This is a genomic window from Phenylobacterium soli, from assembly GCF_003254475.1.
Taxonomy (GTDB): Bacteria; Pseudomonadota; Alphaproteobacteria; order Caulobacterales; family Caulobacteraceae; genus Phenylobacterium; species Phenylobacterium soli.
Genome location: NZ_QFYQ01000001.1, coordinates 2,892,176 through 2,916,808, shown reverse-complemented (window position 1 = coordinate 2,916,808; position 24,633 = coordinate 2,892,176). Strand labels below are relative to the sequence as shown.

Genomic DNA, 24,633 nt, shown 5'->3' with positions numbered 1-24,633 from the left:
AGGGTGAGCTCATGACGGCCGACACGATGGTGAAGACGCGGTGGGTCTATACCTTCGGCGGCGGGCGTGCCGACGGCGACGCCTCCATGAAGAACCTGCTGGGCGGCAAGGGCGCGAACCTCGCCGAGATGTCGGCGCTTGGCCTGCCGGTGCCCCCGGGCTTCACCATCACGACCGAGTGCTGCACCTACTACTACGCCAACGAGCGGACTTATCCGGCCGACCTCAAGGACCAGGTCGCCCAGGGCCTGAAGAAGGTCGAGGAGATCACCGGCAAGTCGTTCGGCGATCCGGCGAATCCGCTGCTCGTCTCGGTGCGCTCGGGCGCGCGGGCCTCGATGCCCGGCATGATGGACACGGTGCTGAACCTCGGCCTCAACGACGAGACCGCCGAGGGTCTGGCCAAGCTGGCCGGCGACCGCCGCTTCGCCTTCGACAGCTACCGCCGCTTCATCCAGATGTATTCGAACGTGGTGCTCGACCTCGATCACCATATGTTCGAGGAGATCCTCGACGAGCATAAGGAGCGCCTCGACGTCACCGTCGACACGGCGCTTTCGGCCGAGGACTGGGAAGCCGTCGTCGCCGACTACAAGAAGGCCGTGGAGGCCGAGCTCGGCGAGCCCTTCCCGCAGGATCCGCACGCCCAGCTGTGGGGCGCGGTCGGGGCCGTGTTCGCCAGCTGGATGAACGACCGGGCAAAGTTCTATCGCCGCATGCACGACATCCCCGAGAGCTGGGGCACGGCCGTCAACGTCCAGGCCATGGTGTTCGGCAACATGGGCGAGACCTCGGCCACGGGCGTCGCCTTCACCCGCAATCCGTCCACCGGCGAGAACCGCCTCTATGGCGAGTTCCTGATCAACGCCCAGGGCGAGGACGTGGTCGCTGGCATCCGCACGCCCCAGGCCCTGACCAAGATCGCGCGGGAGGAGATGGGCGAGAAGCAGCCCTCCATGGAGGAGGCGCTGCCGGAGGTCTTCGCCCAGTTCAAGTCCGTCGTCGAGAAGCTCGAGAAGCACTATCGCGACATGCAGGACATCGAGTTCACGGTGGAGAAGGGCCGTCTGTACATGCTGCAGACGCGCAACGGGAAACGCACGGCCAAGGCCGCGCTAAAGGTCGCCGTCGACCTCGCCAGCGAGGGCCTGATCACCCGGGAAGAGGCGGTCATGCGGGTCGAGCCCGCCAGCCTCGACCAGCTCCTGCACCCCACCATCGATCCGGGCAGCCCGCGCGAGGTGATCGCCAACGGCCTGCCGGCCTCGCCCGGCGCGGCCACCGGCAAGGTGGTGTTCACCGCCGAGGAGGCCGAGCGTCTCGGCTCCGCCGGCGAGGCGGTCATCCTGGTGCGCGAGGAGACCTCGCCCGAGGACATCCGCGGCATGGACGCGGCCCGCGGCATCGTCACCGCCCGCGGCGGCATGACCAGCCACGCGGCCGTGGTGGCCCGCGGCATGGGCCGGCCCTGCGTCTCCGGCGCAGGTGAGATTCACATCGACATGAAGTCGGGCGAGTTCCGGGCCCGCGGCCGCAGCGTCAAGGAAGGCGAGATCGTCACGATCGACGGTTCCACCGGCGAGGTGCTGGCCGGTGCCGTGAAGATGATCGAACCGGAGCTTTCCGGCGACTTCGCCACCCTGATGGGCTGGGCCGACGGCGTGCGCCGCCTGAAGGTCCGCGCCAACGCCGAGACCTCGCTCGACGCCAGGACGGCCCGCCAGTTCGGGGCCGAGGGCATCGGCCTTTGCCGCACCGAGCACATGTTCTTCGACCCGGACCGGATCGCGGCCGTTCGTGAGATGATCCTCGCCGACGACACCGCCGGTCGGAAGGCGGCCCTGGCCAAGATCCTGCCGATGCAGCGCCAGGACTTCGTCGAGCTCTTCCAGATCATGGAGGGCCTGCCGGTCACCATCCGGCTGCTCGATCCGCCGCTCCACGAGTTCTTGCCGCACAACGAGGAAGACGTGGCGGCCGTGGCCCAGGCCACCGGCCTCGACGCGGCCAAGCTGCTGCGCCGCGCGCAGGAGCTGCACGAAGTGAACCCGATGCTCGGCCATCGCGGTTGCCGCCTGGGCGTCGCCTATCCCGAGATCTACGAGATGCAGGTCCGCGGCATCATCGAGGCCGCCTGCGAGATCGCCGCCTCCGGCAAGGCCGCGCCAATCCCGGAGATCATGCACCCGCTGGTCTCCAAGGGTGAGGAGATGAAGTTCCTCCGCGAACTCACCGACCGCGTGGCCAAGGAAGTGACCGCCGAGAAGGGCTGCCAGATCGAGTACAAGGTCGGCACCATGATCGAGCTGCCGCGCGCCGCCATCCGCGCCGGGGACCTGGCCGAATACGCCGAGTTCTTCTCCTTCGGCACCAACGACCTGACCCAGACGACCTTCGGCATCAGCCGCGACGACTCCGGCCGGTTCCTCAACGCCTATATCGAGAAGGGCATCTTCGAGAAGGATCCCTTCGTCAGCATCGACACCGAGGGCGTGGGCGACCTGATCCGCATCGCCGCCGAGCGCGGCCGGGCGGCGCGTCCGGACGTCAAGCTCGGCATCTGCGGTGAGCACGGCGGCGATCCGGCCTCGATCGCCTTCTGTGAACAGGTCGGCCTGGATTACGTGAGCTGCTCGGCCTACCGCGTGCCGATCGCGCGCCTGGCCGCCGCCCAGTCGGCCATCGGCGAGCGCGAGAAGGACCGCTAGGCCCGCATGCAGCTCTATCCGGCCGCCGCGGAGGAGCTGCCCGCCGTGGCGGCGCTGGTGAACTCGGCCTACCGGGGCGACACCTCGCGCCAAGGCTGGACCACCGAGGCCGACTACATTGACGGCCAGCGCACCGATGCCGAGGCGCTGGCGGCCGATCTCGCCGCGACGCCCGGCGCCCGCCTCCTGACCCTCCGCGATGCGCCTGGCGGCGAACTGCTTGGTACGGTGTGGCTGGAGCCGGTGGACGAGGGTGAGACCTGGTATCTCGGCATGCTCACCGTGCGGCCCGACATCCAGGACCGCCAGCTCGGGCGCTGGCTGCTGGAGGCCGCCGAGGCCTATGCCGCGCAGGCGGGGGCGAGGCGGATCCGCATGACCGTGGTCTCGATCCGCGACACCCTGATCGCCTGGTATCAGCGGCGCGGCTACGCCCTCACCGGCGAGACCCGGCCGTTTCCCTACGAAGACGAGCGCTTCGGCCAGCCGAAGAGGCCGGACCTGCGCTTCGTGGTGCTCGAGAAGGCGCTCTGAGCCACGGGCGCCGAGGTCGGCTTGCGCAGCAGCACGGCGTCCTGGGTGGTGTTGAGGTCATGGGAGCCCACGTGCAGCACCTCGAAGTACTCGCCCCAGACCCGCCGGACGTAATCCTCGGTGTGGTAGGCGAGGCGGTAGAAGTCCGGCAGGCCGTCCACCTGGCCCATGTCCGGCGCATAGACGAAGCCCTTCTCGCGGGCCGCGTTCGTCATCCAGTCCGGCAGGTCATAGACGTAGGGATTGGTCTTGGTGGTGAGGACGAAGCCGCCGGGCTTCACGACGCGCGCCAGCTCCGCCAGCCAGGCGTGCTGCATGTCCTCGGGCAGGTGGGTGAAGATCGAGATCGAATAGACGAGGTCGAGTTCGCCGTCGGCGAAGGGCAGGGGCGGCTGCGGCTGGTTCACGAAGAACTCACCGAAGTGGCTCATGTGCTCGGCGCACCAGGCCATCGCCTCCGCGTCGATGTCGGAGGCGGAGAAGAGGGTATGCGGATGGCGGACCGCCATCTGGGCGAGCACCCGGCCGGGGCCTGAGCCGAAGTCGTGCACACGGCCACGTTCGGGGAAAGGGACGCCGTAGGCCTCGAGGATCTCCTCGATCTGGCGCGCTACCTCCCGCCCACCGGCCGAGAAGTAGCCCACCGCCGCGCCGGTGACGCGGATCTGCAGCGGCTCCGGCGGCACGGGGAAGGCCTTCAGGCCGTCGTGCCCGAACACCTCGCGCAGCCAGGCGGGCGTCACGGCGTACTCGAAGGTGCGCAGCCGATGATCGGAGCGGACCGCAGCCCGCAGCATGAAGCCGCCGCCATCCTGCATCGGATCGGTGTCGGCCAGGACGTCCTTGAAATTCACCTGGGCGCTCAGCGCCCGCACCTGCAGGCCAGGGAAGTTCTTCCGCACTTCCGGCCGCGGGAAAACGTTGATCGGCACGGGCACGCCGTTGACGGTGAGGGCGATGTCGGGCGCCTCCTCGTCGTTCACCTCCGTCCAACCGATGAAGCGGAAGTCGACCTTGTCGGCGTCCAGGACGTACGGCGGGTCCAGGGTCATGATCGGCCAGGGATCCGAGCCGGGCGGGTTGCGCCTCAGCGGCATGCGGCACTCTCCCGAAAGGGGTACAGCAAAAACTGTACTCTTGCTCATATGTTAGAGTAGCGCAACGGGCGGTAGAGTCTGCCCGCATAGGTGTAGCTCGCTGCATGTGACGACTTCTTGGCTGCCCGAAACGGGTTGAGCGGCCGCAACTGTGCAGCTTTTGGGCGTGACAACGGCGCCTGCGCCGGGTGTGCTCGCCCAGGGGACGGGGGATTCCAGATGACTCAGGGTTTTGACGCGGCCGCCGCGACGGCGGCCTACCTGGCGGCCTTGCCACCGGCGCTGCACGAGAAGGCCAAGGCGTACACCGTGGGCGGCCACTGGCTGACCCTGTGGGGCGCGATCGTCGCGGTGGCTGTCGCCTGGCTGGTCCTTCGCTCAGGGGTGCTGGTGAAGGTCCGCGATCGCGTGGAGCGCGGCAAGCCGCGCCCCTGGCTGGCGGTGTTCGCGGTGGTGATCGTCGACGCTCTCCTCGAGCTCCTCCTCGCCTTGCCGTGGGACGCCTACGCCGCCTGGTTCCGCGAGCTTCAGTACGGCCTGACCAGCCAGCCGTTCGCCGGCTGGCTCGGCGAGCACCTGATGCAGGGCGTCATCGTCGCGCCGCTGACCGCCATCCTGATGAGCGGTCTCTATTTCCTGATCCGCCGCGCCAAGCGCGCCTGGTGGGTCTGGGGCGGCCTGCTGGTCGGCGTCTTCGTGCTCTTCATCCAGATCATCGCGCCGGTGTTCCTGATGCCGATCTTCAATCGCTACACCCCCGCGCCCCCGGGTCCGGTGCGCGAGGAGGTGGTCGCCATGGCGCGGCAGGTCGGCATGCCGTCCGACAAGATCTTCATCTACGACGGCTCGAAGCAGTCGAACCGCTACACCGCCAACGTCGCCGGGGTGTTCGGCAGCGCCCGCATCGCCATGAGCGACGTGATGTTCAAGAAGGACGCCGACATCGCCGAGGTGCGCGGCGTCGTCGGCCACGAGATGGGCCACTACATGCGCCTGCACCTCGTCTGGTCGACACTGGCCTACACGGTGCTCGCCTTCGCGGCCCTGTTCCTCGTCGACCGGCTCTATCCGCTGGTGCTGCGCTGGACCGGAGCGAAGGGCGTGGGCGGGCTGGGCGATCCGGCCGGGTATCCGGTGCTCGGCATCATCGTCACCGTCCTGGCCCTCGCCGGGACGCCGGTGCTCAATTCGATCGTGCGCATCGGCGAGGCCGACGCAGACCGCTATTCGCTGGTGCACTTCAACGCGCCCGACGGCCTCGCCAAGGCGCTCGTGAAGACCATCGAGTACCGCTACGATTCACCGGGCCGGCTCGAGGAGATCGTCTTCTACGACCACCCATCGGTGCGGGCGCGGGTAATGCGCTGCATGGAATGGAAGGCGGCGCATCCGTCGCCGCCGCCCGCCGCGCCGCCTAGCGCTTCCTGACGAACACCGTGCCGGCGGAATAGCCGGCGCCGAAGGAGCAGATCAGGCCGGTGTCGCCGGGCCGGAAGTCGGCGTTGGCCTTGTGGAAGGCGATGATCGACCCGGCCGAGGAGGTGTTGGCGTACTCGTCGAGGATGATGACGTTCTCCTCGGGGCTCGGGTCGCGGCCCAGCACGCGGCGGCCGATCAGGTCATTCATGTTGATGTTGGCCTGGTGCAGCCACATGCGCTTCAGGCTCGTCGGATCGAGGCCGAGCGCGCCGGCGTGGTCGACGATCATCTCCGAGACCATCGGCACCACCTCGCGGAACACCTTGCGGCCTTCCTGGACGAACAGCTTGTCCTTCTGGCCGATCCCCTCCGGGGCGCAGCGGTTCAGGAAGCCGAAGTTGTTGCGGATGTTGTTGGAGAACTGGGTCTTCAGCCGCGTGCCGAGGATCTCCCAGCCGTCGTTCGCCTGGTCGGCCCGCTCGACGATCACGGCGGTCGCCACGTCGCCGAAGATGAAGTGGCTGTCGCGGTCGCGGAAGTTGAGGTGTCCCGAGCAGATCTCGGGGTTGACCATCAGCACGGCGCGGGCCGAGCCGCTGGCGACGAAATCGGCGGCGGTCTTGATGCCGAAGGTGGCCGACGAGCAGGCGACGTTCATGTCGAAGGCGAAGCCCTCGATGCCGAGCGCGTTCTGCACCTCGATCGCCATCGCCGGATAGGCGCGCTGCATGTTGGAGGCGGCGCAGATTACCGCGCCGATCTCGCTGGCCGGCTTGCCCCAGCGGGCGATGGCGTCCTTGGCCGCCTCGACGGCGATCTCGGCGAGGACCGACAGCTCCTCGTTGGGCCGCTCGGGGATGTTGGGCCGCATGAGGTCCGGATCGACGAGGCCGGTCTTGTCGACGACGAAGCGCGCCTTGATGCCCGAGGCCTTCTCGATGAACTCGACGGAGGAGGGGCTCAGGGCCTCGATCTCGCCGGCCTCGATGGCCTTGGCGTTGGCGGCGTTGAACCGTTCGACGTAGGCGTTGAAGGTCTCCACCAGCTCGGCGTTCGAGAGGCTGTTGGGCGGGGTGTAGAGCCCCGTGGCGGCGATGACGGCGTCCGTCATTTGAACTCCCTCCGACTGGCGTGGCGGACTGATAGCACGCGCCGCAGGAGCGTCACCAAGCGATGTGGCCGCAGGGCCACACGTCATGCGCGAACACAGCTTCGCCGCAGAACCAACACGGCGGGGCCGGGGTTAGGGCCCCACCTGCGGGAGGCTCATGGGGGAGCTGTTCGCGTTAGTTTCGGAGTACAACCGAATGAAAGCTCTCATGGCTGCGGCGTCCGCCGCGATCCTGGCCTCGGCCCTGCCTGCCATCGCCTCGGCGCAAGACGCCTCCACCACGCGGCCGGTCGGGGCCTACGGCAACATCGGCTATGCGAACGCCCACGACAGCGGCGTGAACCTGGGGACCATCCAGGGCCGCCTCGGCTACCGGTTCAACGACTATCTCGGCGTCGAGGGCGAACTCGCCGGCGGGGTGAAGAGCGATGACGTCTCCACGACGGTGGGTACGGCCACGGTCACCGGCAAGGCCAAGATCCAGCACCAGGAGGCGATCTATGGCGTCGGCTTCCTGCCGGTCGGGACCAATTGGGACCTCATCGGCCGCGTCGGCTACGGCCACACCAAGGCCAAGGTGAGCGACATCACGGTCACGGGTCCGGGCGGCACGGCCTCGAACCTGTCGGGCTCGGGCGACGGCGATTCCTGGAACTTCGGCGTCGGCGCCCAGTACCACTGGGACGGCCAGAACGGCATCCGCGCGGACTACACGCGCGAGGAATTCCAGGGTTCCGGCTCGGGCCACGGCGACGTCTGGTCGGTCGCCTACAGCCGGAGGTTCTAGCGAGCGCCGGCCGGAAGAAGCGGCTTCCGCTTCTGCGTCCGGCCACGCGTAGACAAGGAAGTCAGCCCTCCCCGGCGACGGGGAGGGCTTTTTCTTGACCGCAGGGGCCGGCATTCGTGACACTGGCGTCAACAATGAAGCAGCGGGCGAGGAGACGACCGGCTTTGCTCAGTCACGCCTTCCTGATCCAGGTCAGCGCTTCCGGCGCGGCAGTGGCCGCACTGGTCGGTCTGGCCGCCTGGGCGCGCATCGCCCGCCCGCTCAATCCGCTGGACGACCAGACCGCCCGTTTCCTGCTCGGGGAGGAATTCCCGGGCAAGCCCATCGACCAGCTCTGGGTCGCCACGGACGGGGCCGGCGCGCTCGCCCGCGCGGGCGCCTCGGCGCTGGTGCTCTGCCGGGTCGGCGACGGCTATGTGGCGCGCCAGCTGCCCTGGGCCCAGGCGCTGTCCGCCGCCTTCCGCGACGGACGCCTGACGCTCGACCTCGCCGACGTCGCCGCGCCGAAGGCCGTGATCAACCTGCCGGCCTGGCCGCCGAAGGATCTCGCCGCATGAAGACCTTCGATCCGGTCACCCTCGCGACCCCGCTCTTCATCCTCACGATCATCGCCGAAATCCTGCTCGCAAAGGCCGGCAAGCTGCGGGCCGAATACGAGACGAAGGACACCGCCGCCTCCCTGTTCATGGGCCTCGGCTCCACGGTGGCCGGCATGCTGATCGGCGGCGTCACGGTGGCCGCGGCGCTGTGGGTCTATCAGCACCGGCTGTTCACGATTCCGATGAACGCGGCCTGGGCGTGGCTGGCGATCTTCCTGCTGGAGGACCTGACCTACTACTGGTTCCACCGCATCAGCCACGAGCGGCGCTTCTGGTGGGCGGCGCACGTCAACCACCACTCCAGCCAGCACTACAACCTGTCCACCGCGCTGCGGCAGACCTGGACGGGCGGGATCTCCGGCACCTGGATGCTCTGGCTGCCACTGTCCTTCCTCGGCTTCCCGCCAGCCATGGTGGCCATCGAGAAGGGCATCAGCCTCGTCTACCAGTACTGGATCCACACCGAGGCGATCCGGCGGATGCCGCGCTGGTTCGAGGCGGTGTTCAACACGCCCTCTCACCACCGGGTTCACCACGCCCGCAACCCGCGCTACCTCGACAAGAACTACGCGGGGATCCTCATCGTCTGGGACAAGCTGTTCGGCACCTTCCAGCCGGAGCTGGACGAGGAGCCCTGCCGCTATGGCCTGGTGAAGAACCTCGGCACCTTCAACCTGCTGCGCGTCGCCTTCCACGAGTGGATCGCCATCGGCGCGGACATCCTGCGCCAGCCGCGCCACGCCCTTGGCTGGCTGTTCGGCCCCCCGGGCTGGAGCCCGGACGGCAGCCGCCAGACGAGCCGCGAGTTGAAGGCGGAGTGGGAGGCCGGCCGCAAGGTCGCGCCCGAGCGGATCGCCGCCGAATAGCTAGTCGCGCAGCAGCGGCAGGCTGAGGCCCGAGACCGGCCGCGCCGAGAGCAGCTCCTCACGGAAGCGGAAGAGTTCGGCGGGGCGACCGCCGGTCTCGGCGTCGATGCGGCCGAGCCCTTCCACCAGCTCGGCCCGCTCCAGGGCGCGCCGGAAGTTCTGCTTGTGCAGCGGCACCCCGGCGATCGCCTCCACCGCCCGCTGCAGGGCGGAGAGGGTGAAGGCCTCGGGCATCAGCTCGAACACCACCGGCCGATACTTGATCTTGCCGCGCAGACGCGAGACGGCCGTGGCCAGGATCCGGCGGTGGTCGGAGAACATGGCTTCGCCGAGCGCGGCCCGCAGCTCGGGGGGCAGGGGCGCCTCGCCGCGGTCGCGCGCCGCCTCGGGCGCGAGGCCCGCCTCGTAGAGCAGCTCATAGCGCTCCAGCACCCGCTCCTCGTTCCAGGGCGCGCCGTCGAGGGCGAAGGCGAGGCGGGCTCGGGCCAGCCGCTGGGGCGCGTCGGCGCCGCGTTCCGTCCAGCGGCGGAGTGCGGGCTCGATGATCTCGAGCGCGGGCGGCCGGCCGGCGCGCCAGTCCTCGTAGGGGAAGAACCGCGACCACGGCCGCCACTGGCTGTCCGGCGCGTGGGTGTCGACGGCCTTGGGCGCCAGCGCCAGATAGCCCACCGAAATGACCCGCGCGGCCGGGCTGCCTTCGCCCATGTCGGCGAGCGGCGCGTCGCGGCCCTTGTCGCCGAAGGTGTAGAGCTGCTCCACATAGCCGAGGTCGAAGCGCGTCTGTTCGGTCACGAAGGCGCGCATGGCGAGCTCGAAGGTGCGATGCCCGCCCGGATCGAACGGGCCGAAGGGCAGGCTCTCCAGGTCGGAGTCCTTCGGGCGGACGGTCAGCACCACGGCCTCGCCGCCTTCGATGGCGACGACCACGGCCGAGAGGCCGATGACCACGGCGGTGGAGGCCGGCGCGAGGCTCATGCGTGGCGGGCCGGGAAGTCGAAGGGGGCCGCGACGGTGAAGTCGTAGTCGCCCATGGCCTCGACCGCCGCGATCATGCGTCCGCCGCGGCCCATCTGCTCGTCCGCCAGGGCGACGATGCGGCGATTGGGCGAGGCGTGGGGCGCGGCCTTGCGCAGGGCCAGGGCGATCCGCCGCTCGTCGGCCGCCGGGCTGTGCTCGCAGGCCAGCAGGAAGGCCGCCGCCGTCGACCGGCTGATCCCGGCCCAGCAATGGATCAGCATGGGCCGCTCGCCGTCCCAGGTGCGGCCGAAGGCGAGGATGCGCCCGACCACGGTCTCGTCCGGGGCGACCATGTCGTCCATCGGCTCGACGATGTCGTTGACGCCGAGCCGCAGGTGCCGCTCGGGGCTGAGCGGCGCCGGCGTCTCGATCAGGCTCGCCGGGTCGAGCAGGGTTATCATGTGCGAGGGCCGGCGGACCGCGATCAGCGGCTCCACGTCGGCCAGTCCGCAGACGATCAGTTGCACGGCCGTGCTCACTCGGTGTCGAAGGCCACGTCCGAGCCGCGATAGCCGGCGGCCTCGGACAGGACATTGTAGCGGTGGACGTAGCGCTCCTGGGCCTGCGCCGCCGGCAGGGGGTCGATCACCAGGCTGTAGCCGGCCGGCGGCGCGCCGAAGAAATCGAGCGCCTCGTCGTGCTCGAAGCCCGCGAGCTGAATCGCCTCGAAGAAGGCGCAGGCCCGGTCGGCCTGCTTGATCAGCTTCTTGACCAGCGGCGGCGTCTTGGCCGGCAGGCCGAAGCGCACGTGGATGGCGGTTTCCAGGCTGTCCTCGAAGGTGCGGTAGTCGACGCCGAGCGCCGCCTTGAACGGCGAGATCATGTCGCCGATCACATATTCGGGGGCGTCGTGCAGCAGGGCCGCCAGGCGCCAGCGGGGCTCGAGGTCGGGACGGATGTGAGCGGCGATCTCCTCCACGACCAGGCAGTGCTGGGCGACTGAGAAGGCGTTCTCGCCGGTCGTCTGTCCGTTCCAGCGCGCCACGCGCGCCAGGCCGTGGGCGATGTCCTCGATCTCGATGTCCATCGGCGAGGGATCGAGCAGATCCAGCCGCCGGCCCGACAGCATGCGTTGCCAAGCGCGCGGCTCCCGGGTCGAACGACGCAGCCCTTTCCTCACGGACGCATTACCTCCACAGTCGTGATCAGGAACTGGCGCATGCCCTGACAAAGATCAATGCGAGCATAGGGTGTTGGTTCGAAAGGTCACGCGAAGGAAGACGGGATGAGCTGGGCACGGATCATGGCGCCTCTCTCGGGCGGGCAGGGCGATCGCGCGGCGGTGGCGGCGGCGGCGCTCATGGCCGAGCCGTTCGGCGCGGAGCTGGCGGGCGTCTACACCCCGGCCGACGTGGCCGACGTCATGCCCTGGATGGGCGAGGGTTTCATGGGCGGGGTGCAGACCACCGCCCTCGAGTCGCTGAAGGAAGCGGCCCAGGTGGGCGAGAAGAACGCCCGCGTCGCCATGGACGCGTGCACCTACGCCAAGCGGCAGTTCATCAGCCTGCAGACGCCCGTCTGGGCGGGGCTGTCGGCGGAGGCGCGCCTTTCGGATCTGGTCGTCTTCACCAACGAGCCGGCCCGCGGCCGCGGGCCCCTGGCGGAGGCCTTCCAGCAGGTGCTGGCCGACGAGCAGCGCCCGGTGCTGATCGCCCGGGAGGGCCTGAAGGTCGGCGGGACCATCGCGGTCGCTTGGGACGGCGGCAAGGAGGCCTCGCGCGCCGCGCGCCTGGCCCTGCCGCTGCTGGAGAAGGCCGACAAGGCGGTGATCCTCGCCGCGCCGAAGGCCAGCTCGCGCAGCTTCGATCCGGCCCGGCTGCAGTCGTACTACGCCGCGCGCGGGGTGAAGGCCGAGGTCGATGTGCTGCCCGACAGCGGCGACGCCGCGCCGGTGCTGCTCTACGCCGCCCGCAAGGCCGAGGCCGACATCCTGGTGGCCGGCGCCTTCGGCCATCCGCGGCTGCAGGAGTTCATCTTCGGCGGCACCACGCGCACGCTCTTGAACTCCGACCATCCCTCGTTGTTCTTGTCCCACTAGCTTTCATAAGGATCGACCCAATGCCCCTGTCGCGCATCGTGATGCGGCTCGCCCGCAATCCCGGCACCGAATTCGCCGGCGGCGACGATCACCGCGGCTATGCGCTGACCGCCCCGCTGACGGCCGACGGCATGCTCGACGAGGAGAGCTATGCGAAGACCCGCGACCAGTGCGTCGTGCGCCGCTTCGCGCCGGACGAGGATCCGGCGGACGGCCGCCTGGCGCGCCGCGGCCAGCGCTGGTTCTTCGACTACGACGACGCCGACACTGCCGACGATGAGCCGGTCTATCGCTTGGGCGAGCATCGGTTCGCGGTCGGTGAATACGTCACCGTCACCGACGAGGACGGCCGTCCGCTGACTTACAAGGTCGTCGAGGTCCAGCCGGCGGGCTGACCGCCGGCCGCGAGGCTCAGGCGCCGCCGTTGCGGCGCACCAGGCGCTGGAGGTCGTGGTAGAGGCGGTTGCCCTCGTCGAGGTCCTCGCGCGACTTCACCACGCCGACCGTCAGGGGCCCGCTCTTCGGACCCGACGCCTGGTAGCCCACGAAGCGATAGCCGTCGGGCAGATTGTCCCGTTTGGCGATGAAGGTGGCGCGCAGGCCCCGACGCTCGCGGCTGAAGGGCTCGCCGCGCAGGCGCACGTCCTTGACGACGTGGACCGTCGCCTCGCCGTTGCTGGCGTCGATCTTCACGCCGGCGACATTGACCTTGGCCTTGTGGTCGCCGGCCTCGATGTGCAGGCCGGGCAGGTCCACCTTGGCGTGGTCATCGCCATCGACGATGACGCCGTGGTTCTTGCCAATGGTCACGGCGGTACGGTCGCTGTCGCTGTTCCAGTCCTCCTCGGAGGCCCCGGAGCCCTTGGCGTCCTGGGCCGCCTCTTGAGCAGCGCGGGCGACGTCACCGGAGGGCGGCGCCGGCGGCTTGGGCGCTTCGGGCGGGGCAGGGGCCTTGGGCTCGGTCTCCACCGATGCGGCTGCGGCCGGTCCCACGAGGGAGGTCTCCAGCGCCGCCAGGGTCGTGGCGGCGTCGCCGTTGACCGGCGTCAGCTGCAGGGTGATCTCGGCATTGCCCGGGCCGCGATAGGTGCAGGTCTTGCGATCGGCGGCGATCGAGGTCCGCTCCAGCACGCCCTGCCGGTCCGGGCAGTCGAGCGCGGTGCGGTGGGCATAGTCGACGCGTGGCGCGCAGGCCCCCAGGCCCATGACCAGGGTAGAGGCGGCGGCAAGCAGGATTACGCGCATAGCGAAAGGGCTCCGTCCATTCGCCGCAAAGCGTGGCCGGAGCCCTTGGAAAAATCGAGTGAATTCGTCGTAAGCCCCGCGGCCGGGGCCAATGGCTACTGGCCCGGGCGGGCGCCGGCCGAGCCCTCGCGCCGGGCGAGGAAGGCGAGGCGCTCGAAGAGGTGCACGTCCTGCTCGTTCTTGAGCAGGGCGCCGTGCAGCGGCGGGATCAGCTTGGTGGGATCCTTCTCCTTCAGCGCCTCGTCGCTGATGTCCTCGACCATGAGGAGTTTCAGCCAGTCGAGCAGCTCGGAGGTGGACGGCTTCTTCTTCAGGCCCGGCACCTTGCGCATGTCGTAGAAGATGCGCAGCGCCTCGGCGACGAGCTTCTGCTTGATGCCCGGATAGTGCACCTCGACGATGTCGTTCATCGTGTCGGAGTCGGGGAAGCGGATGTAGTGGAAGAAGCAGCGGCGCAGGAAGGCGTCCGGCAGCTCCTTCTCGTTGTTCGAGGTGATGATCACGATCGGGCGAACCGCCGCCTTGATCGTCTCGTTGGTCTCGTAGACGAAGAACTCCATCCGATCGAGCTCCTGCAGGAGGTCGTTCGGGAACTCGATGTCCGCCTTGTCGATCTCGTCGATCAGCAGCACCGGGCGCTGGGGGCTCTCGAAGGCTTCCCAGAGCTTGCCCTTCTTGATGTAGTTCTTGACGTCCTTGACACGCTCGTCGCCGAGCTGGCTGTCGCGCAGGCGGGTGACGGCGTCGTACTCGTAGAGCCCCTGGTGGGCCTTCGTGGTCGACTTGATGTGCCAGGTGATCAGCGGCGCATCGAGCGCCTTGGCGATCTCGTAGGCCAGCACCGTCTTGCCGGTGCCGGGCTCGCCCTTGATCAGCAGCGGGCGCTCGAGGGCGATGGCGGCGTTGACCGCGACCTTCAAATCTTCAGTGGCGACGTAATCGTCCGTGCCTTCAAAACGCTGGCTCATTCCGGCTCCCGGCGGGCCGAGGCCCGCATTCGAACAATTGTTTCAACTCGGGGCCAGACTAAAGGCAGGCGCGCGACATTCAAGCGCCTTGAGCGCGCAGGCGCGGCCGGATTCAGGGTGACGCTGCGTCAGTCGGCGCCTTGGGCGCGCCGCCTCAGGCCTTGCCGTCGGGCTTGCCGCCCTTGGAATAGCCGAGGCGCTGGAGGTCGTCGTCGTCGAGCGCCTTGGATTGGAAGTTGGTGAAGTCGTCCTCGCCGCCGCTCACCTGGTCGGCGTCCTCGACGGCCTCGGACAGCCCCTCGATGTCGCTGCGTGCGTCGATGCGGTCCTCGTTGAACCCGTCTTCTGGGCCTAGGCCGTCGATGTCATCCTCCCGTTCCTCGGTCGCGGCCTTGTAATCGCCCTCGTCGTCCTCCTCGAGGTCGGCGTCGCCGAAGGCGTCCTCGTCGAACTCGTCGGCGTCGAGGGCCAAGGCCTCGTCGTCATCGGCGTCGCCGACCGCCTGGGTGACGTCCTCGACGTCCGGTAGTTCCTCGAAGGTGCGCATGTCGGAGCCCGGGCTCGCCGGGCTGTCGAAGCCGAGGGCGGAATCGCCTTCGCCGCCGACGACGTTGCTCTCGTCGAAGGTTTCGGCCTGGTCCTGCGGATCGAAGTCCGCATCCGCGTCGTAGCTCGTGCCGGGCATCACCGATCTCCTTGCGAGGCGCCTTCCGGGGGAGGGCGAGAGGACCGGAACTGTGGTCCCGGCGCCCATCGCCGCCGTGCGCCAGATCAAACCCGCGGGGACAGAGGGCGTTCCGGCGTGCAGGCGGGGCGGACGCAACCTTCGCGCGTGCAAGGGGCCGTTAAGAAGTGGCGCTTTACGGTGAGGATGCGTCGGGGGCCGCCAGCAGTGACAATGCAGGTCCCAGGCGAATCGAGGGGGCGGTTCGCAGCCGAAAGGATCAGGTGCCGACGTGCCGCTCAAACTGTCGCTGAAACCGGGAGAAAAGTTCGTCCTCAACGGGGCCGTCGTCCAGAACGGCGATCGCCGGGGGGTTCTCGTCCTGCAGAACAAGGCTTCGGTGCTGCGGGAAAAGGACATCATGCAGCAGGAGGACGCCAGTACGCCCGCCCGCCGCATCTATTTCCCAGTGATGATGATGTACCTCGATGAGGGTGCGGCTCAGAGTTACTACCACGAGTTCGCGCAGAGACTGACGGAGTTCATGGGGGCGATCAGCAATCCCAAGGTCCTGGTCGACTGCGTCGAGATATCGAAGCTGTGTATGTCCGGCGAGTACTACAAGGCGTTGATGCTCTGCCGGAAACTGATCGAGTACGAAGACGAGAGGTTGGGGAATGTCGCTTCAGGCGTACCAACAAGCAGCCGCCCGGGCTGAATCGCCCCGGGACATCGAATACCGCCTGTTCGGCCAGGTGACGCGCGCGTTGATCGCGGCCGCGGACCTGGACGTGACGGACATCGCCGGCCGGATGGAGGCGCTCGACTGGAACCGCCGGCTCTGGTCGGTCCTGGCCTCCGACTGCTCGAGCCCGGGCAATCAGCTGCCGGTGCAACTGCGCGCCAGCATCATCTCGCTGAGCCTCTGGGTGAACCGCCACACCAGCGAGATCATGCGCAACGAGGCCGAGTTCGGGCCGCTCATCGACGTCAATCGGATGATGATGCAGGGCCTTGAGCCGGCGCGCGAGACGCCCGCCGCCGCTTAGCTGACGATGCCTGACCTGGGCTGACGACGCCGGCGCTCGCGCCGGCGTTTTTCGTTGTGTCGGCGCGCCCGCGCGGCATGCCGCTCGGCAACTTCCGCCGAGCCCAACGGGGTCGCTGAGTCAAATTTACCCAGTGATTCGTCGCTGGCGGCAGAGCTTTAACCTGTCGTCAAGCGTGGCCGTGATTTTGTCGACCCTGGGCAAAACGCCCCCCGCGCCAGAACGGCGTGCGGACCTATGAAGAAGGAAGACGACGATGGCTATGAACTCCATCAACACCAACACCGCGGCGATGATCGCCCTGCAGAACCTGGCTGAAACCCAGACTTCTCTCGGCACCACTCAGAACCGGATCAACACCGGCCTGAAGATCGCCTCGGCGAAGGACAACGGCGCCATCTGGGCCATCGCGCAGACCGAAAAGGCGCAAGCCTCGTCGCTCGACGCGGTGGTGAACTCGCTGAACAACGGCAAGTCCGTGGTCGACACGACCCTGCAGGCCGGCGCCCAGCTCACCGACATCCTCACCCAGATGCGCTCCAAGGCCCTGGCGGCCTCGGACGCCACCATCGACGACCCGTCGCGCGCTCAGTATGCGTCGGAATTCGCCAAGCTGGGTCAGGCCTACGCCAACACCATCGCTTCGGCCACGTTCAACGGGGTGAACCTCGTCGACGGCGGTACGGGCCAGGTGCAGGCGCTGGGCTCTTCGGACGGCAAGATCACCGTCAACTCGGCCCACGCGAACATCAGCTTCAACAACCTGTTCTCGACGGCCAAGGCCACCACGACCACGGCTGGCGCCGTCGTCGCGGGTCAGACCTACTTCACTGCCGATGCGGTCGCCATGACCGCCGCGGCGTGGACGGGCGCGACCGGCGCCGCCGATGCCGGTGCTGACCTGGCGCTCGTCGACACGGCCATGAAGACCGTCACCCAGACCCTCTCGGGCTTCGGTGTGGACTCCAAGGCCATGGACAACCAGCTGACCCTGGTCGGCAAGCTGCAGGACAGCTTGAACACCGGCGTGGGCAACCTGGTCGACGCCAACCTGGCTCAGGAAAGCGCGAGCCTGCAGGCTCTGCAGACCAAGCAACAGCTCGGCGTGCAGGCCCTGTCGATCGCCAACCAGTCGACCGGCATCCTGCTCGGCCTCTTCCGATAAGCCGATCCGGCGCGCTCCGGCGCGTCAGACGCAACGTCGGCGGCGGGGAGGCTCGTCCTCCCCGCCGTTCCTTACGAGAGGAGTCGTCTGACCGGGCCTCCCGGCGGGCGGACGAACCATGGAGAACAAGCTCGCAACCATCGCTCTGACCCCCGCCACGGGTGTGGCCCCGTCTCCGGCGCCGCCGGCGGCGACCTCCAACACCATGGCGATGCAGAACGACGCCGCCGACCTGCGGCTGGTCATCGAGGAGGACCGCGCCAGCGGGCTCTTCATCTACAAGACCATCGATCGCCGCACGGGCGACATCGTCCAGCAGCTGCCGCGAGAAGCGGTGGTGCGCATGCATCAGGCCGAGGACTACGCGGCCGGAGCGATCATCAAGGCGAAGATCTAGGGCGCAGCCCCGATCAAGCCGCCATCGACCGCCTCGCGGTCCGACCCGCCGCCGGAGCCCCGGTGTGCGGCCATTCGTGTTTCATTAACCATCCGATGCGGGACTCGGCCTACTCAGGCTCGAAGACGGGCGCGGACGGCGCCTGAGAGCTGACGGAAGAGGCGCGAGATGGTCACGAGCGTGAACGGCAACGCCCTGGCGGCCCTGCAGGCGCGGGAGAACGCGCTGGCCAACCGATCGACGGGCGCTCCCACGTCCAACGCGGCCGATGCGGTCGGCGGTGTCCGGGATCCGGCCGTCGTCTACGCGGGGCCCGGCGAACTGCCCGGCGCCAGCGCGCTGCTGTCGGTGCAGGACAGCCTGAACCGCGCCGCCTCGATCGCGGACGTGGCGATGAGCGCGGGCCAGACCATCGGCGACCTCTTGAAACTGATGCGCGAGAAGGCGGTCTCGGCCCAATCGGGCGGCGCGGACAAGGCCAGTCTCGACGCCGACTATCAGCAGCTCCTGCAGACGCTCGACCAGATCGCGAGGTCGGCGTCCTTCCAGGGCGTGAAGATGCTCGACGGCGGCTCGACGGGCGACCTGCAGTTCAAGGCCGACGTGAACGGGGACGCGAGCATCTCCCTGTCGCCGCAGGATTTCACCGCGGACGGTCTGGGGCTCGCCCGCACCGGACTCTCGGGCGCAGACGGCGATCTCGCCGGCCTGCTCGACCAGCTCGACGCCGCGGGCGCCAGCGTGGCGGCCCACCTCGCCAAGATCGGCGGGCAGTCGGAGCAGATCCAGGCCCACCTCGCGGTGGTCAGCCGCCTGCAGACCTCGCTGGCCAACGGCGCCTCGTCCGACCTCGACGCCGACACGGCGCGTCTCCAGGCTCTCCAGGTGCAGCAGGCGCTGGCCGGGCAGGGGGGCGGGGTCGCCAATCAGGCGCCCCAGGCCCTGCTGGCCCTGTTCCGCAGCTGAGCCGGTAAGGGCTGGGTGCGCGGATTTCTTTACGCGCCTTAACCCCTCGTCAGCCCTGAGCGTGCGAATCTCCCGCCAGGAGTCTTCGGCGTAGGCGGAGCGGCAGTGACCGTCACCTTCGACACGAGCGTTCTGGTCAACTGGTACCAGGCCAAGGCGGGCTTCGCCTCGGCCGCGGCCACGGCTGCGGGCGGGAGTGGCGCGTCCGGCAAGGTTCCGACGGCTCCCTGGAACCCCGGCGTCAAGCAGCCCAAGACCAGCGCCCTCGTCAGCGCCGCCCTCAGCGGCAAGTCGTTCATCGACGAGAAGGCGGCCAAGCTGGACGTTCCCAACGCCAGCGCCGACTACAAGAAGCTGTTCGCCATCAACCAGGGGCTGGTGACGCTGCAGGCCCTGGCCAATGCGGCCAACGACTCCAAGACGCCGGCTTATCAGCTCACCCAGATCCAGGCGGCCTTCGACCGCGGGATGAACGAGCTCAGCAAGTACGTGCAGGGGACCAAGTTCGCCAATTTCCGCCTGACCGAAGGCGTCGTGAACACCGCGGCCGTGAGCGCGGCCGGCGTCGGCGTGGCCTCCGACAGCTACACCACCGCCCCGCTGGTCAGCGGCTCGGCCGACACGGTGGTCTCGGCCTTCCAGGGCACGGTGCAGTTCAGCGCCGACGTGACCAATCCGAGCACCGGCAACACCACGACGGTGAACTTCGACCTTTCGGAGATGGGCGCGACGCCGCGCACCATGACCAACGTCACCCTCTACATGAATGACAAGCTGAAGACGGCCGGCGTCGGCATCCGCGTGCAGCTCGACCGCACCGACAGCGCGGCGGAGACCGCGACCGTCAACGGCAAGACCGTGACCATCAGCGCCAGCCAGCCGCAGTTCGGCTTCAAGTTCACAGGTCTCGCCAACGAGAAGCTGGCGTTCTCGGCCCCGACGACGGCGCCTTCTGTGTTCATCGCCCAGACGGCCGGCAATCCGGATCCGGACGGCAAGGCCACCACCAACGACGGCGTCACCCAGCAGGAGCTGCTCAAGCTGGAGACGGGCTCCGGCGCCGACGCGGCGCGTCGACCGGGAGACGAGAACTACGTTTCGGGGCGGGTGTTCTCCGAGAAGCTGCCGGACGGCGTCACCGCCGTGCACGCCACCGCCACCGGCGCGGACGGCTCGGTCTACATGCTCGCGGACGCCACCGGCACGGTCTCCGGACAGCCGATCAAGGGCGCGCAGGACGCGGTGCTCCTGAAGTACGACTCGGCGGGCAAGCTCATCTACACCCAGACCCTCGGGGCCGGGGTTTCGGCCAGCGGCGCGTCCCTGGCCGTCTCGGCGGACGGCAAGGTGGCCATCGCCGGCGCGATCACCGGCGAGCTCGACAGCGGCGACGCGGGGGCCGACGCCAAGACCAGCGACAGCTTCGTCACCGTCTTCGACGCTCAGGGCCAGGAGATGTGGAGCGACCGCCAGGGTGCGACCGGCGCCGACCAGGCGCAGGCCGTGGCCTTCGACGCCTCCGGCCGCGTCTACGTGGCCGGCAAGACCCAGGGCAGCATCGGCGGCGGCACGCCGTCCGGCGGTTGGGACGGCTATCTGCGCGCCTACGACACGACGGGCGCCGTGCTCTCGACCCGCCAGTTTGGCACGGCGGGCGACGACAGCGTAGCCGGCATCGTGGTCAACGGGACCGACGTCCTGGTGGCCGGCCAGGACGGCGGCTCGGGGATGGTTCGCCGGTTCGACGCCACCGATCCCAGGCAGATGTCGCTCGCCGCGACGCGCAATCTCGGCGCCCTCGGCGGCGGTTCGGTCTCGGGGATCGGCCTCGACGGCGCCGGCAATGTGCTGATCGGTGGCACGACGGGCGCGGACCTCGGCGTCGGCACGACGACGCTCGCGCGCGGCGGCGGCCTCGACGGCTTCGGTGTGAAGCTCTCGGCTGACCTCACGGCCGGGGCAGGGGACGCGGTCGCCTACTATGGCGGCGGCGGGGCGGACAAGGTCACCGCCGTGACGGTCGCCAACGGCCAGCTCTGGCTGACCGGCACGGCCACGGCGGCCCTTCCGAGCCTGAGCGCCATCGGCAAGCAGGACGGCTTCGTGGCCGCGCTCGACGTCGGCGCCGGCGCGGTCATCTACTCGCAGCGCTTCACGGCCAAGGACGAGATGGACGCGCCCGAGGCGATCGCCGTGGACACGGGCGGCGGCAGCGCCCTCGACCGTCTGGGCCTGCCCAAGGGGACCATCCAGTACGGCGGCTCCGACCTGCTGACGGCGGCCACCTCGCTGCGCGCCGGCGACCAGTTCCAGATCCGCCAGGGCTCCAGCCCTACGCCGGTGACCATCACCATCGCCGCGAACGAGACCCTCGACAGCCTGACCAAGAAGATCCAGTCGGCCGGTCTCTTCGGCGTCGTCGCCACGACCGTGACCGACGCCAACCATACGACGCTCAGCCTGAAACCGGCCACCGATCGCCAGAGCTTCGAACTGCTGCCCGGCCCCGACGGTCGCGACGCCCTGCAGTCGCTCGGGATCAAGCCCGGCCTGATCCGCAAGGTGGTCATCGACAAGAAGAAGGGCGTGCTGCCGGCCGACAAGGGCTCGCAGACCTACGGCCTGCACATCACCTCGAACCTCGACCTGTCCTCGAAGGCGGACATCAAGTCCGCGATCGACGGGATCAACAACGCGATCACCACGGTGCGGGCCATCTACGTCGACCTGAAGCAGGCGGCGCAGCCGAAGAGCGCCACGGCCTCGGGCTCGGGGACGGTGCCAGCCTACCTGAAGTCGCAGATCGCCGACTACCAAGCGGCCCTCGCCCGCCTGAGCGCCAGCAGCTCGAGCAGCAGCTCCTCCTCCGGCTCCTCGCTTGCCAGCCTGTTCGGCTGACGCTAGCGAGGGGGCATGGACTCCCCCAATCGGAACCGGATTGCGCTGATCGGCGGCGGCGCCGTCGTCGCGCTCGTGGCGGGCGTCTCCATCGCCTGGATGCTGACGGCGAGCCATCGTGGCGAACCGACGCCGCCGCCGCCCGCCTCGCAGGGGGGGCTGGTGATCGATCCGAGCGCCCAGCCGGAGGGCAAGGTCGCTTCCACCAAGCCGCTGCGCTGCTTCGTGGCCGGCCAGTTCGTCGGCGAGTTCACTCTGGCTGAATGCGCCCAGCGCAACGGCGTGGCCACCGACGCCCTCGACGTGGGCGTCGACCAGACCGGCGCCCTGGCCGCCGCCCAGCAGGGCGGGGCCGTGGTCACGCCCCTGCCGCCGCAGGAAGTCAAGCCCGTGGCCCAGCCCGCCCCGGAGACCCAGTCGGCGAGCGGCCCGGCCGCCGCCTGCTGGCGCTACGAGGGGACCTGGCGGAAGCTGCCGGCCGACATGACCCTCTCCGCCTGCGCCCAGACGCTGTTCGCAGGCCGCTGCGAGAAGGCCGGCCAGGCGCTCTATGGCCGCTGGGGTCAGCAGACCCTGCGCCTGGTGCCCGGCCGGATCGAGATCTCCAGCGACAATCGCAGCTTCCGGACCCTGAGCGAGCAGGGCCAGGCGTGTCCGTCGTCCTGAGAGGGCCCCTGACGCTCTCGCGCTCCACCGCCCCCTTGTGTAGGTTCACGCGATGATCCGCACCGCGCTCTTCCTCGCCCTCGCCGCCACCGCCACGCTTGCCGGCTGCGCCAAGCGCACCGAGCCGCCCGGCACGCCTGGCGTCTGCTACCACGTGGTGTTCGAGAAGGGCGGGGCGCTGAAGTACAACAAGGTGGTCGCCACCCCGAACCTTGAGACCTGCGCGGCCAACCTCGAGGCCATGCGCATCAAGTTCCTGACCATGGGCGGCTCGGCGCAGGAGATCCTCGGCGCCTACCAGGCGAATTTCATTTTCCTTCAAAAGGAAGGGATCTTCACTTCAACCACCCTGGAAGGTCCCCGCTACATCGCCCTGGTGCGCACCGGCGACGGGCGGCTGGCCGTTCCCGGCGCCATGCCGCAGCAATAGGTTGTGGGTAACCGCCGTTCGGACGTGAACGTATGGGGAACGGATTGCTTGCGATTGTGTTAACGGGCCGCTAGCGTGCGCCTGGGCGATCAGCCCGCAAACACGGAAGCTTAGGACATCGACATGGCGGGCAGCGTCAACAAGGTCATCCTGGTGGGCAATCTCGGGGCCGACCCCGAGATCCGCTCCCTCAACTCCGGCGACCGCGTCGCCAATCTCCGCGTGGCCACCTCCGAAACCTGGCGCGACCGCAACAGCGGCGAGCGCAAGGAGAAGACCGAGTGGCACCGCGTCGTGATCTTCAACGACAACCTGGTGAAGGTGGCCGAGAACTACCTGCGCAAGGGCTCGAAGGTCTACATCGAGGGCTCGCTCCAGACCCGCAAGTGGCAGGACCAGTCGGGCCAGGAGAAGTTCTCGACCGAGGTGGTGCTGCAGAAGTTCCGCGGCGAGCTGACCATGCTCGACGGCCGCGGTGGCGACGCCGAGCAGGGCGAGGGCGGCTATTCCGGCGGCTTCTCCTCCGGCCCGCGCGCCCAGAGCTCGGGCCCGCGCGAGGAGTTCTCCGCCGACCTCGACGACGAAATTCCGTTCTAGCGGGTAGCTAAGGCAGATCTGTAAATAGGCGGTCGGTTTCATCTCGAAACCGGCCGCTTTTTTATTGCACCTATCGCACCTGCGATTGCGCTCGGTAGCCTCCGAAAGACGTACCTCTTCGGAGCTGTCCATATGTGGCCCGTGGTGAGATGGCATGTGCGCCCGTGTGGTGAGCGGTTGCCGCTGCTAGTCGACCGTGAAAGCGGTGTGCCGCTTCACAACCCCACTCTGTATGTGCTCACTCGTTGTCGAGCCCGGGCCGCAAAGACCATCGAGCAGCGGTTGATCGGCGTGCAGGTCCTTCTGATCTGGAGCAAGAGCCGGGGGGTCTCGCTCGAGGAGCGGGTCGCGACTGGGGCCCTGTTCCGCGGCCATGAACTCGACGATCTCTGGGATGCCGCAGCCCGACCAATCGCTGCGCTTGCTCATCCGAATGGCCTCGCGTCCGGCCGCGGGGGCAATGTGGTTGAGTTAGCGGCGGGCACCCGCACCCTCTCGCGGGACAACGCAGGTATCCTTGCTCGCTGTGATCTTGGCTCTTGTCGCCCCTGCTTCCGCAGGAGCCCCGGCAAGTGTGGAAGTCGCGGACGCACGTGCCGTGCTCCCAGAGCGGCATCTCAACAAGGATCGCTATGTCCGCTACTGGATGAGAGCGACGATCGGGAGCGATGAGGACCTTCCCTTCACTACGTCAGGCTCCTTCAGTCTTGCTGCTCCGCGTGCCGTATGGCTCGGCGTTTACGTCCGAACTCCCAGCCCCTGGACGAGCGCGCCGGCTGGTATGCACGTCATCACCCCGCGGGAGCAGTTCCCACAATTCGTCCACGGTGGCTGTGCGGTCGTGAACATGGTGGCGGACGCCGAGACGGGAGAGACGCTGCGAAGCTGGTGCAACGTAGATGATGGGCCACCGCTGAAGGGTGCGCCCACTCCGCTACCAACCTATTTCCCTGCCCACTCGCCCCTGCGCTGAGCGCTCCAAGGTCTGCGATGGGTCGCGATCCGTCTTTGATGTCCAACCTGAGAGCAGACGTCGAATCGCGGCTGGGTCCAGAACCGGCTCAGACGACGGCATCGGGGCTGGCCTGATAGCGCCAGGGCAGCATCTGACCGATGTCGCTCTGCTGGCGTCCGGCGACGATGCGGGTGATGACCAGGGCGCGACCGCTCGCGACAGAGGATCCCTTCGGCGCCTTTGGCGAATGGGACAGCGCCGCCGACCGAAAGGCGTACGTCGACCTTTAGGCAGGCAGAGGTCCTTCGGGCGCCTTTCCCCACCGAACCGGCAGCGAGCGCAGGCATGCGGGATGTGCGCCCGGGCGATCGGAACCATGCCGTCCCCGGTCCGCCAGGGGAGGGTTGCCGGTCTGGGTAGTCCAACTCGCGGGGGCTGAACCATCCGGCATGGCGGT

26 protein-coding genes are annotated in these 24,633 nt (G+C 68.6%); 17 read left to right on the top strand and 9 right to left on the bottom strand.

All coding sequences use genetic code 11. The features are described from left to right. Window positions 1-11 precede the first annotated feature (11 nt). Window positions 12-2,708, top strand: a complete 2,697-nt coding sequence (gene ppdK, locus DJ017_RS14510) for a pyruvate, phosphate dikinase (RefSeq protein WP_111529381.1) — start codon at window positions 12-14, stop codon at window positions 2,706-2,708. 6 nt (window positions 2,709-2,714) lie between these two features. Then, the gene (locus DJ017_RS14505; RefSeq protein ID WP_111529380.1) at window positions 2,715-3,242 is read left to right on the top strand and encodes a GNAT family N-acetyltransferase; all 528 of its coding nucleotides are present in this window, start codon (window positions 2,715-2,717) and stop codon (window positions 3,240-3,242) included. Here DJ017_RS14505 and DJ017_RS14500 read toward each other — a convergent pair. Further along, complete coding sequence (locus DJ017_RS14500; protein ID WP_165830637.1) at window positions 3,170-4,339, bottom strand: class I SAM-dependent methyltransferase; 1,170 nt, start codon at window positions 4,337-4,339, stop codon at window positions 3,170-3,172. The two genes, DJ017_RS14505 and DJ017_RS14500, sit on opposite strands and share 73 nt — an antisense overlap. Before the next feature lie 219 nt (window positions 4,340-4,558). Between DJ017_RS14500 and DJ017_RS14495 the strand changes: the two genes are divergently transcribed. Beyond that, window positions 4,559-5,767 carry a M48 family metalloprotease gene (locus DJ017_RS14495; RefSeq protein WP_111529378.1) on the top strand — a complete coding sequence of 403 codons (1,209 nt, stop codon included), beginning with the start codon at window positions 4,559-4,561 and terminating at the stop codon, window positions 5,765-5,767. On the opposite strand, the gene DJ017_RS14490 is transcribed toward DJ017_RS14495, so the two are convergent. Beyond that, a complete protein-coding gene (locus DJ017_RS14490) occupies window positions 5,754-6,869 on the bottom strand; it encodes a beta-ketoacyl-ACP synthase III (protein ID WP_111529377.1) in 1,116 nt (371 codons plus the stop codon). The genes DJ017_RS14495 and DJ017_RS14490 overlap by 14 nt on opposite strands. A 196-nt stretch (window positions 6,870-7,065) precedes the next feature. Between DJ017_RS14490 and DJ017_RS14485 the strand changes: the two genes are divergently transcribed. The 3 genes from DJ017_RS14485 to DJ017_RS14475 all read left to right on the top strand — a co-directional run bounded on the left by DJ017_RS14485 (window position 7,066) and on the right by DJ017_RS14475 (window position 9,121). Continuing rightward, on the top strand, window positions 7,066-7,656 hold the full coding sequence (locus DJ017_RS14485) for a porin family protein (RefSeq protein ID WP_111529376.1): 591 nt from the start codon (window positions 7,066-7,068) through the stop codon (window positions 7,654-7,656). 164 nt (window positions 7,657-7,820) lie between these two features. After that, window positions 7,821-8,213: a hypothetical protein gene (locus DJ017_RS14480; RefSeq protein ID WP_227000153.1), complete on the top strand. Its 393-nt coding sequence runs from the start codon at window positions 7,821-7,823 to the stop codon at window positions 8,211-8,213. Beyond that, window positions 8,210-9,121 (top strand): sterol desaturase family protein, encoded by a 912-nt coding sequence (locus DJ017_RS14475; RefSeq protein WP_111529374.1) that lies wholly within the window; start codon window positions 8,210-8,212, stop codon window positions 9,119-9,121. Before DJ017_RS14480 ends, DJ017_RS14475 begins: the two co-directional genes overlap by 4 nt. Here DJ017_RS14475 and DJ017_RS14470 read toward each other — a convergent pair whose 3' ends face one another. From DJ017_RS14470 to DJ017_RS14460, 3 genes are read right to left on the bottom strand one after another with little or no spacing between them, the layout of a single operon-like run. Continuing rightward, window positions 9,122-10,096, bottom strand: coding sequence for an NUDIX hydrolase (locus DJ017_RS14470; protein ID WP_111529373.1), 975 nt, complete (start codon window positions 10,094-10,096; stop codon window positions 9,122-9,124). Further along, a complete protein-coding gene (locus DJ017_RS14465; RefSeq protein WP_111530122.1) occupies window positions 10,093-10,605 on the bottom strand; it encodes a tyrosine phosphatase family protein in 513 nt (170 codons plus the stop codon). Before DJ017_RS14465 ends, DJ017_RS14470 begins: the two co-directional genes overlap by 4 nt. An 8-nt stretch (window positions 10,606-10,613) precedes the next feature. Further along, window positions 10,614-11,258, bottom strand: a complete 645-nt coding sequence (locus tag DJ017_RS14460; RefSeq protein WP_377284566.1) for an HD domain-containing protein — start codon at window positions 11,256-11,258, stop codon at window positions 10,614-10,616. Window positions 11,259-11,363: 105 nt separating this feature from the next. On the opposite strand from DJ017_RS14460, the gene DJ017_RS14455 reads away from it, so the two are divergent. After that, complete coding sequence (locus DJ017_RS14455; protein WP_111529371.1) at window positions 11,364-12,176, top strand: universal stress protein; 813 nt, start codon at window positions 11,364-11,366, stop codon at window positions 12,174-12,176. Between the two features lie 20 nt (window positions 12,177-12,196). Further along, on the top strand, window positions 12,197-12,571 hold the full coding sequence (locus DJ017_RS14450) for a sortase family protein (protein ID WP_111529370.1): 375 nt from the start codon (window positions 12,197-12,199) through the stop codon (window positions 12,569-12,571). Between the two features lie 16 nt (window positions 12,572-12,587). Here DJ017_RS14450 and DJ017_RS14445 read toward each other — a convergent pair whose 3' ends face one another. The 3 genes from DJ017_RS14445 to DJ017_RS20655 form a co-directional block, all read right to left on the bottom strand. Next, window positions 12,588-13,421 carry a hypothetical protein gene (locus tag DJ017_RS14445; protein ID WP_111529369.1) on the bottom strand — a complete coding sequence of 278 codons (834 nt, stop codon included), beginning with the start codon at window positions 13,419-13,421 and terminating at the stop codon, window positions 12,588-12,590. A 95-nt stretch (window positions 13,422-13,516) separates the two neighbouring features. Further along, a complete protein-coding gene (locus tag DJ017_RS14440; protein WP_111529368.1) occupies window positions 13,517-14,389 on the bottom strand; it encodes an AAA family ATPase in 873 nt (290 codons plus the stop codon). 154 nt (window positions 14,390-14,543) lie between these two features. Further along, window positions 14,544-15,074: a hypothetical protein gene (locus DJ017_RS20655; RefSeq protein WP_193540003.1), complete on the bottom strand. Its 531-nt coding sequence runs from the start codon at window positions 15,072-15,074 to the stop codon at window positions 14,544-14,546. Between the two features lie 271 nt (window positions 15,075-15,345). Between DJ017_RS20655 and flbT the strand changes: the two genes are divergently transcribed. The 9 genes from flbT (at window position 15,346) to ssb (ending at window position 23,221) form a co-directional block, all read left to right on the top strand. Next, window positions 15,346-15,771, top strand: a complete 426-nt coding sequence (flbT, locus tag DJ017_RS14430; protein ID WP_111529367.1) for a flagellar biosynthesis repressor FlbT — start codon at window positions 15,346-15,348, stop codon at window positions 15,769-15,771. Beyond that, the gene (gene flaF / locus DJ017_RS14425; RefSeq protein ID WP_111529366.1) at window positions 15,731-16,102 is read left to right on the top strand and encodes a flagellar biosynthesis regulator FlaF; all 372 of its coding nucleotides are present in this window, start codon (window positions 15,731-15,733) and stop codon (window positions 16,100-16,102) included. Before flbT ends, flaF begins: the two co-directional genes overlap by 41 nt. 256 nt (window positions 16,103-16,358) lie before the next feature. Beyond that, complete coding sequence (locus DJ017_RS14420) at window positions 16,359-17,267, top strand: flagellin N-terminal helical domain-containing protein (protein WP_111529365.1); 909 nt, start codon at window positions 16,359-16,361, stop codon at window positions 17,265-17,267. Between the two features lie 118 nt (window positions 17,268-17,385). Further along, entirely contained in the window at window positions 17,386-17,664 is a 279-nt protein-coding gene (locus DJ017_RS14415) for a hypothetical protein (protein ID WP_227000152.1), read from the top strand. A gap of 168 nt (window positions 17,665-17,832) precedes the next feature. Then, on the top strand, window positions 17,833-18,630 hold the full coding sequence (locus DJ017_RS14410) for a flagellin (protein ID WP_111529364.1): 798 nt from the start codon (window positions 17,833-17,835) through the stop codon (window positions 18,628-18,630). A gap of 105 nt (window positions 18,631-18,735) precedes the next feature. Beyond that, window positions 18,736-21,528, top strand: a complete 2,793-nt coding sequence (locus DJ017_RS14405; RefSeq protein WP_111529363.1) for an SBBP repeat-containing protein — start codon at window positions 18,736-18,738, stop codon at window positions 21,526-21,528. 15 nt (window positions 21,529-21,543) lie between these two features. Then, on the top strand, window positions 21,544-22,194 hold the full coding sequence (locus DJ017_RS14400; protein ID WP_111529362.1) for a hypothetical protein: 651 nt from the start codon (window positions 21,544-21,546) through the stop codon (window positions 22,192-22,194). A gap of 52 nt (window positions 22,195-22,246) precedes the next feature. Then, window positions 22,247-22,624, top strand: a complete 378-nt coding sequence (locus DJ017_RS14395) for a hypothetical protein (protein ID WP_111529361.1) — start codon at window positions 22,247-22,249, stop codon at window positions 22,622-22,624. A gap of 123 nt (window positions 22,625-22,747) precedes the next feature. Beyond that, window positions 22,748-23,221, top strand: a complete 474-nt coding sequence (ssb, locus tag DJ017_RS14390) for a single-stranded DNA-binding protein (RefSeq protein WP_111529360.1) — start codon at window positions 22,748-22,750, stop codon at window positions 23,219-23,221. A gap of 186 nt (window positions 23,222-23,407) precedes the next feature. Here ssb and DJ017_RS14385 read toward each other — a convergent pair whose 3' ends face one another. Further along, complete coding sequence (locus DJ017_RS14385; protein WP_111529359.1) at window positions 23,408-23,650, bottom strand: hypothetical protein; 243 nt, start codon at window positions 23,648-23,650, stop codon at window positions 23,408-23,410. Between the last annotated feature and the right edge of the window lie 983 nt (window positions 23,651-24,633).

What these genes read in the sequence shown, in the direction of transcription:
- ppdK (WP_111529381.1), top strand. Translation starts at nt 12, where the DNA reads ATGACGGCCGACACGATGGTGAAGACGCGGTGGGTCTATACCTTCGGC.
- DJ017_RS14505 (WP_111529380.1), top strand. Translation starts at nt 2,715, where the DNA reads ATGCAGCTCTATCCGGCCGCCGCGGAGGAGCTGCCCGCCGTGGCGGCG.
- DJ017_RS14500 (WP_165830637.1), bottom strand. Translation starts at nt 4,339, where the DNA reads ATGCCGCTGAGGCGCAACCCGCCCGGCTCGGATCCCTGGCCGATCATG.
- DJ017_RS14495 (WP_111529378.1), top strand. Translation starts at nt 4,559, where the DNA reads ATGACTCAGGGTTTTGACGCGGCCGCCGCGACGGCGGCCTACCTGGCG.
- DJ017_RS14490 (WP_111529377.1), bottom strand. Translation starts at nt 6,869, where the DNA reads ATGACGGACGCCGTCATCGCCGCCACGGGGCTCTACACCCCGCCCAAC.
- DJ017_RS14485 (WP_111529376.1), top strand. Translation starts at nt 7,066, where the DNA reads ATGAAAGCTCTCATGGCTGCGGCGTCCGCCGCGATCCTGGCCTCGGCC.
- DJ017_RS14475 (WP_111529374.1), top strand. Translation starts at nt 8,210, where the DNA reads ATGAAGACCTTCGATCCGGTCACCCTCGCGACCCCGCTCTTCATCCTC.
- DJ017_RS14470 (WP_111529373.1), bottom strand. Translation starts at nt 10,096, where the DNA reads ATGAGCCTCGCGCCGGCCTCCACCGCCGTGGTCATCGGCCTCTCGGCC.
- DJ017_RS14455 (WP_111529371.1), top strand. Translation starts at nt 11,364, where the DNA reads ATGAGCTGGGCACGGATCATGGCGCCTCTCTCGGGCGGGCAGGGCGAT.
- DJ017_RS14450 (WP_111529370.1), top strand. Translation starts at nt 12,197, where the DNA reads ATGCCCCTGTCGCGCATCGTGATGCGGCTCGCCCGCAATCCCGGCACC.
- DJ017_RS14445 (WP_111529369.1), bottom strand. Translation starts at nt 13,421, where the DNA reads ATGCGCGTAATCCTGCTTGCCGCCGCCTCTACCCTGGTCATGGGCCTG.
- DJ017_RS14440 (WP_111529368.1), bottom strand. Translation starts at nt 14,389, where the DNA reads ATGAGCCAGCGTTTTGAAGGCACGGACGATTACGTCGCCACTGAAGAT.
- DJ017_RS20655 (WP_193540003.1), bottom strand. Translation starts at nt 15,074, where the DNA reads ATGCCCGGCACGAGCTACGACGCGGATGCGGACTTCGATCCGCAGGAC.
- flaF (WP_111529366.1), top strand. Translation starts at nt 15,731, where the DNA reads ATGTCGCTTCAGGCGTACCAACAAGCAGCCGCCCGGGCTGAATCGCCC.
- DJ017_RS14420 (WP_111529365.1), top strand. Translation starts at nt 16,359, where the DNA reads ATGGCTATGAACTCCATCAACACCAACACCGCGGCGATGATCGCCCTG.
- DJ017_RS14415 (WP_227000152.1), top strand. Translation starts at nt 17,386, where the DNA reads ATGGAGAACAAGCTCGCAACCATCGCTCTGACCCCCGCCACGGGTGTG.
- DJ017_RS14410 (WP_111529364.1), top strand. Translation starts at nt 17,833, where the DNA reads ATGGTCACGAGCGTGAACGGCAACGCCCTGGCGGCCCTGCAGGCGCGG.
- DJ017_RS14400 (WP_111529362.1), top strand. Translation starts at nt 21,544, where the DNA reads ATGGACTCCCCCAATCGGAACCGGATTGCGCTGATCGGCGGCGGCGCC.
- DJ017_RS14395 (WP_111529361.1), top strand. Translation starts at nt 22,247, where the DNA reads ATGATCCGCACCGCGCTCTTCCTCGCCCTCGCCGCCACCGCCACGCTT.
- ssb (WP_111529360.1), top strand. Translation starts at nt 22,748, where the DNA reads ATGGCGGGCAGCGTCAACAAGGTCATCCTGGTGGGCAATCTCGGGGCC.
- DJ017_RS14385 (WP_111529359.1), bottom strand. Translation starts at nt 23,650, where the DNA reads ATGAGCAAGCGCAGCGATTGGTCGGGCTGCGGCATCCCAGAGATCGTC.